Here is a 6,442-nt window from a genome sequence, read left to right as displayed (position 1 = left end):
CTAGAGTGACCCGCATGCCCGTCGCCACCCCCGACCAGTACGCCGAGATGCTCGACCGCGCGAAGGAGGGCGGCTTCGCATACCCCGCGATCAACGTCTCGTCGTCGCAGACGATCAACGCCGTCCTGCAGGGACTCACGGAGGCGGGCAGCGACGGGATCATCCAGGTGACCACCGGGGGCGCCGACTACTTCGCGGGCCAGACGGTGAAGAACCGGGCCGCGGGCGCGCTCGCGTTCGCGCGGTTCGCGACCGAGGTCGCGAAGAACTACCCGATCACGGTCGCGCTGCACACCGACCACTGCCCGAAGCCGGCGCTCGAGTCGTTCGTGCTGCCGCTCATCGCCGCCAGCGAGGAGCAGGTCAAGGCGGGCGGCGAGCCGATCTTCCAGTCGCACATGTGGGACGGCTCCGCGGTGCCGCTGGACGAGAACATCGAGATCGCGACCGACATGCTGAAGCGCACGAAGGCGATCAGCGCGATCCTCGAGGTCGAGATCGGCGTCGTCGGCGGCGAGGAGGACGGCGTCCAGCACGAGGGCTCGAACGAAGCGCTCTACACGACGCTCGCCGACGTCGAGAAGGTCGTGGAGGCGCTCGGCCTCGGCGAGCAGGGGCGCTACATCGCCGCGCTCACCTTCGGCAACGTGCACGGCGTGTACAAGCCGGGCGGGGTGAAGCTGCGGCCGGAGCTGCTCGGCGAGATCCAGGCGGGGCTCGCGGAGCGGTACGGCCACGGCCCGAAGCCGCTCGAGCTCGTCTTCCACGGCGGCTCGGGCTCCTCCGACGCGGAGATCGCGGAGGCCGTCGGGAACGGTGTCGTGAAGATGAACATCGACACCGACACCCAGTACGCGTTCACCCGCTCCATCGCCGGCACGATGTTCTCGAACTACGACGGCGTGCTGAAGGTCGACGGCGAGGTCGGCGACAAGAAGATCTACGACCCGCGCGCCTGGGGCAAGATCGCGGAGACCGCGATGGCGGCCCGCGTGGTGGAGGCGACGAAGCAGCTGGGCTCCGCGAGCCGGTCGCAGGGCTAGGAGGAGCCGGCCGTCATCCTCGCCGCGAACGCCGGGTCGGCGATCGCCGCCGCGAGAACCACCGCGGTCGTGATCACGAGGCAGACGCCCGCCGCGGCGAGCGGCACCCAGAACGCCGTGCGGCGCGTGCGCAGGCGCGGCACCGCGAAGCCGATCGCGAGCACGAGGCTCAGCACGTTGACCGCGATCACGATCGCGCCGGCGGCGTCCGCGACCGCCTCGTTCGTGTAGGGGCCGAGCCCCTGCTGCGCGAAGACGGTGTCGAGCAGCACGCGGAGGTCCCTGGCCCGCGCGACGGTCTGCGTCACGTTCACGACGCCGAACACCAGCAGACCGACGGTGACGACGAGGTCCCAGGCCGGTGCCGGACGCCGCGGCCCGGTCAGCTGCGGCCGCCGAGCGCCCTCGGGTCGCGCGCGCCCGATGCCGTGTGCCGCAGCTCGCGCGGCAGGGAGAACACGAGGTCCTCCTCCGCGGTGCGGACCTCGTCGACCGTGCCGTAGCCCTGCGCCGCGAGCACCGCGAGCAGGTCGGCCACCAGCCGCTCGGGCACGCTCGCGCCGCTGGTCACGCCGACCGTCGTCGCGCCGTCCAGCCACGCCGGATCGAGCTCGCCCGCGTCGTCGACGCGGTACGCGGCGCGGGCGCCGTGGTCGAGGGCGACCTCGACGAGGCGCACGGAGTTCGAGGAGTTCGCGCTGCCGACGACGAGCACGACGTCCGAGTCGCGGGCGATCTTCTTCACCGCCACCTGCCGGTTCTGCGTGGCGTAGCAGATGTCGTCGGAGGGCGGGTCCTGCAGGTTCGGGAAGCGGACCCGCAGGCGGCGCACCGTCTCCATGGTCTCGTCGACCGAGAGGGTCGTCTGCGAGAGCCAGACGAGGTTGTCGGGATCGCTCACCTCGACGGTGTCGGCCTCGTCCGGCGAGCCGACGAGGGTGGTGCGCTCCGGCGCCTCGCCCATGGTGCCCTCGACCTCCTCGTGGCCGTGGTGGCCGATCAGGAGGATCCGGCGGTCGTCCCGCGCGAAGCGCACGGCCTCGCGGTGCACCTTCGTGACCAGCGGGCAGGTCGCGTCGATCGCCTGCAGGCCGCGGTCCGCTGCCGCGCGGACGACGGCGGGCGAGACGCCGTGGGCGCTGAAGACGACGTGGGCGCCCTGCGGCACCTCGTCGACCTCGTCCACGAAGACCGCGCCCTGCTCCTCCAGCCGCTTGACGACGTGCACGTTGTGCACGATCTGCTTGCGCACGTAGACCGGCGAGCCGTACCGCTCGAGCGCCTTCTCGACCGCGACGACGGCGCGGTCGACCCCGGCGCAGTAGCCGCGGGGAGCGGCGAGGAGCACGCGGCCCCTGGCGGTGACGGAGCCGTCGGCTACCGTGGCTGCGGTCGACGGGCCCCCGGGAAGTCCGAGCTCGACCATGGGTACCACGCGGGCAGTCTAGGAGCGCAGGCATGAGCGACGGCGTCGGCACCGCGGATGCGCCCTGGCCCGTCGCGCTGCTCGGCGACAAGATCAAGGGCTGGATCGAGCGGCTCGGGCAGGTCTGGGTCGAGGGCGAGATCACCCAGTGGAGCGAGCGCAGCGGCAGCGTCTTCGGCAAGCTGAAGGACCTCGAGCGCGACGCCACCGTGTCGTTCCAGATCTGGTCGAGCACCCGCGCGAAGCTGCCGAACGACCTGAAGCAGGGCGACCGGGTCGTCGCGCTGATCAAGCCGGACTACTGGGTGAAGTCCGGCTCGCTCAGCATGCAGGTGTTCGCGATGAAGCACGTCGGCCTCGGCGACCTGCTCGAGCGGCTCGAGCTGCTGCGGCGCACGCTCGCGGCGGAGGGGCTGTTCGCGGCGTCGCGCAAGCGCCGCCTCCCCTTCCTCCCCCACCGCATCGGCCTGATCACCGGCAAGGACTCCGACGCGGAGAAGGACGTGCTGCGGAACGCGCAGCTGCGCTGGCCGAGCGTCGCCTTCCGCGTCGAGCACGCGGCCGTGCAGGGCGACCGGACGGTGCCGGAGGTGCTGGCGGCGCTCCAGCGGCTGGAGGCGGACCCGGAGGTCGACGTGATCGTCATCGCGCGCGGCGGCGGCGACTTCCAGAACCTGCTCGGGTTCAGCGACGAGCGCCTGCTGCGCGCGGTCGCGGCGGCGACCACGCCCGTCGTCAGCGCGATCGGGCACGAGGCCGACCGGCCGCTGCTCGACGACGTCGCGGACCTGCGCGCCTCCACCCCGACCGACGCCGCCAAGCGGATCGTGCCCGACGTGACGGACGAGCTGAACCGCGTCGGTCAGGCGCGGTCGAGGATGCGGAACCGCGTCACCCAGCGGGTGGCGATGGAGGTGGACCGCGTCCAGCAGCTGCGCGGCCGCCGCGCGCTCGCGGACGGCTCGTGGATCGTCGACGTCCGCGCCGACGAGCTGGCCCGGGTGAGCGCGCGCTCGACGGAGCTGATCGATCGCGCGATCCTGCACGGCGAGCAGCGCGTCGCCGAGATCCGGGGGCGGCTGCGCGCGCTGTCGCCGCTCGGCACGCTGCAGCGCGGCTACGCGATCGTGCTCGGCGAGGACGGGACCGCCCTGCGGCATGTCGCGGACGCGCCGGCCGGGGCGGGGCTGACCGTGCGGGTCGAGGACGGCGCGATCGCCGCCGTCAGCGAGGGCGCCGCGGGGGCGGCCGTCCACCGGCGGGACGAGCCCGTCGGCGCCCGCTCGTAGACTTCCGGGCATGACCGAGCCGGGTGAGGGCGGCGCCGCCGCCGACATCGACGACCTCTCCTACGAGGCCGCCCGCGACGCGCTGGTGGCGGTCGTCGACGAGCTCGAGCGCGGCGGAGCGACGCTCGAGCAGTCGCTCGCCCTCTGGGAGCGCGGCGAGGCGCTCGCGACCCGCTGCGAGACCTGGCTGACCGACGCGCGGGCCCGCCTCGACCACGCCTCGGGCGAGCGCGCGGCCACCCGCGCCGAGTCGTGAGCGATCCGGGCGGGCGGGTCGTCGCGGAGCTCGGCCGGCCGGAGACGCCGCAGGAGACCGCGGACCGGAAGGCGCGCGACCGCGCGCTGCGGCGGTCCCGCCAGACCTGGCGCAACCTCGTCGCGTCGCTCGTGGCGTGCGTCGGGCTGGTCGTCGTGATCGTGGCGATCGTGCCGCGCGGCGACGGCCCGCAGCAGCCCGCCGTCGACGTGACGCGGGCGGTGGACCGCTTCGCTGACACCGCGGGGCAGCCGCTCGTCGCGCCCCGCGTGCCCGCCGGCTGGAAGGCGAACGCTGCGCAGCTGCGCGGCTCCGGCGACGAGGCCTCCTGGTACGTGGGCTACGTCATCGGCGGGTCGGCGTACGCGGGTGTGACGGAGGGGTTGCCGGGCACGACGGGCCTGCTCGACCAGGTGCTCGACGGCGCCGACCCCACCGGCACGACGACCATCGGCGGCCTGCCGTGGCGGGTCTACGACCGCCGCAGCGCAGCCGGCGACACCGGCAACGTCGCGTACGGCCTGGCGACGAAGGTCGGCGACGTCGTGGTCGCCGTCTACGGCACGGCGTCGGCGACGCAGCTGCGGCAGCTCGCCGCGGCGGTCGCGAGCGACGCGGCCGCCCGAGGGCTCGACGGGGCGGGGACGCTGCCGTGACCAGGACCCGACCCGCGACGGAGGCATGGCGCCGGCTCGCCGAGGGCAACGAGCGCTTCGCCGGCGACGCGCCCAGCCATCCGCGGCAGGACGCCGCCCGCCGCGCCGAGATCGCCGCCGGCCAGGCGCCGTCCGCAGCGATCCTGGGTTGCAGCGACTCCCGGGTCGCCGCGGAGGTGCTGTTCGACCAGGGACTCGGCGACCTGTTCGTGATCCGCAACGCCGGGCAGATCGCGGACGCCTCGGCGATCGCGTCCGTCGAGTACGCGGTCGCCGTGCTCGGTGTGCCGCTCGTCGTCGTGCTCGCCCACGACCGGTGCGGCGCGGTGCAGGCCGCGATCGACGCGTCGGCGCCGGACGCGCCTCCCCTCCCTCCGCTGATCGCCGCGCACATCCGGGCGATCCGGCCGGCGGTGCAGGCGGGCGGCACCGATGCCGCGGCCGTCGCCGGGGCGCACCTGGAGTCGACCGTGGCGTCGCTGCTGGCCGCCTCCGACCTGCTCTCCGCGGCGGTCGCGGACGGTAGCGTGGACGTCGTCGGCGCCACCTACCGCCTCGCGGAGGGACGCGTCGAGCGGCGATTCGCGATCGGCGACGTCGCCTGATCCACCCTCGAGCCGACCCGGCGGCCGGCGAAGGAGCCTGATGACGTCCGAGGACGCGGCCACGGTAAACGACGACTGGCGCATCGAGCACGACACGATGGGCGAGGTGCGGGTGCCGCGGGACGCCCTCTGGGCGGCGCAGACCCAGCGCGCGGTGGAGAACTTCCCGATCTCCGGCTCGCGGCTCGAGGACGCGCAGCTGATCGCCCTCGCCCGGATCAAGCGGGCCGCGGCGATCGTGAACGGCGAGCTCGGCGTGCTCGGGTCCGACGTCGTCGACGCGATCGTCGGCGCTGCCGACGAGGTGATCGCCGGAGCGCACCTCGACCAGTTCCCGATCGACGTGTACCAGACCGGCAGCGGCACCTCGTCGAACATGAACATGAACGAGGTGCTCGCCTCGCTCGCGTCGACGCGGCTCGGACGCACCGTGCACCCGAACGACGAGGTGAACGCCTCCCAGTCGTCGAACGACGTGTTCCCCACCTCCGTGCACGTCGCGGCGACGGAGGCCGTGCAGACCGTGCTGGTGCCCGCGCTCGAGCACCTCGCTGTCGCGCTCGAGGCGAAGGCGACCGAGTGGTCGCAGCTGGTGAAGGCCGGCCGCACCCACCTGATGGACGCGACGCCCGTCACCTTCGGCCAGGAGTTCGGCGGGTACGCGCGGCAGATCCGGCTCGCGCTCGCCCGCATCGCCGCGATGGTGCCGCGCCTGGCGGAGGTGCCGCTCGGCGGCACCGCGACCGGCACCGGCATCAACACCCCGGCGGGCTTCTCGCCGAAGGTGATCCGCATCCTCGCCGAGACGACCGGGCTGCCGATCGTCGAGGCGGTCGACCACTTCGAGGCGCAGGGCGCGCGCGACGGCCTCGTCGAGGCCTCCGGCGCGCTCAAGGTGCTCGCGGTCAGTCTGACGAAGATCTCGAACGACCTGCGCTGGATGGGCTCCGGCCCGAACGCGGGCCTGGGCGAGCTGCACATCCCCGACCTGCAGCCCGGGTCGTCGATCATGCCGGGCAAGGTCAACCCGGTGATCCCGGAGGCGACGCTCATGGTCGGCGCGCGGGTGATCGGCAACGACGCGACCATCACGTGGGCCGGCGCCTCCGGCGTGTTCGAGCTGAACGTCGCGATCCCGGTGATGGGCACCGCGCTGCTCGAGTCGGT

Annotated in this window: 7 protein-coding genes and 1 pseudogene; 6 read left to right on the top strand and 2 right to left on the bottom strand. The window is 73.7% G+C overall.

Annotated features, from left to right (window positions below; all coding sequences use genetic code 11):
• Positions 1-14 precede the first annotated feature (14 nt).
• Entirely contained in the window at positions 15-1,043 is a 1,029-nt protein-coding gene (gene fbaA / locus ACFE60_RS16635) for a class II fructose-bisphosphate aldolase (protein ID WP_375389971.1), read from the top strand.
• On the opposite strand, the gene ACFE60_RS16630 is transcribed toward fbaA, so the two are convergent.
• Both ACFE60_RS16630 and ACFE60_RS16625 read right to left on the bottom strand, forming a co-directional pair.
• Positions 1,040-1,468, bottom strand: a complete 429-nt coding sequence (locus ACFE60_RS16630) for a DUF6264 family protein (protein ID WP_375389974.1) — start codon at positions 1,466-1,468, stop codon at positions 1,040-1,042. The genes fbaA and ACFE60_RS16630 overlap by 4 nt on opposite strands.
• Complete coding sequence (locus tag ACFE60_RS16625; RefSeq protein WP_375389973.1) at positions 1,426-2,469, bottom strand: 4-hydroxy-3-methylbut-2-enyl diphosphate reductase; 1,044 nt, start codon at positions 2,467-2,469, stop codon at positions 1,426-1,428. The genes ACFE60_RS16630 and ACFE60_RS16625 overlap by 43 nt, the downstream gene beginning before the upstream one ends.
• Before the next feature lie 32 nt (positions 2,470-2,501).
• Between ACFE60_RS16625 and xseA the strand changes: the two are divergent.
• From xseA to ACFE60_RS16600, 5 genes and pseudogenes are all read left to right on the top strand, one after another.
• Positions 2,502-3,753: pseudogene (xseA, locus tag ACFE60_RS16620) on the top strand (exodeoxyribonuclease VII large subunit); the annotation flags it as partial.
• A 15-nt stretch (positions 3,754-3,768) separates the two neighbouring features.
• Positions 3,769-4,014 (top strand): exodeoxyribonuclease VII small subunit, encoded by a 246-nt coding sequence (locus ACFE60_RS16615; protein ID WP_375389972.1) that lies wholly within the window; start codon positions 3,769-3,771, stop codon positions 4,012-4,014.
• Positions 4,011-4,670 carry a DUF4245 domain-containing protein gene (locus tag ACFE60_RS16610; protein ID WP_375389970.1) on the top strand — a complete coding sequence of 220 codons (660 nt, stop codon included), beginning with the start codon at positions 4,011-4,013 and terminating at the stop codon, positions 4,668-4,670. Before ACFE60_RS16615 ends, ACFE60_RS16610 begins: the two co-directional genes overlap by 4 nt.
• Complete coding sequence (locus ACFE60_RS16605) at positions 4,667-5,275, top strand: carbonic anhydrase (protein WP_375389969.1); 609 nt, start codon at positions 4,667-4,669, stop codon at positions 5,273-5,275. The genes ACFE60_RS16610 and ACFE60_RS16605 overlap by 4 nt, the downstream gene beginning before the upstream one ends.
• Positions 5,276-5,315: 40 nt before the next feature.
• On the top strand, positions 5,316-6,442 hold a 1,127-nt coding region (locus tag ACFE60_RS16600), incomplete at its 3' end, for a class II fumarate hydratase (RefSeq protein ID WP_375389968.1).

The sequence above is a fragment of the uncultured Amnibacterium sp. genome, assembly GCF_964245895.1.
In the GTDB taxonomy this organism is placed as follows: Bacteria; Actinomycetota; Actinomycetes; order Actinomycetales; family Microbacteriaceae; genus Amnibacterium.
This window is presented reverse-complemented; position numbering and strand designations above follow the sequence as displayed.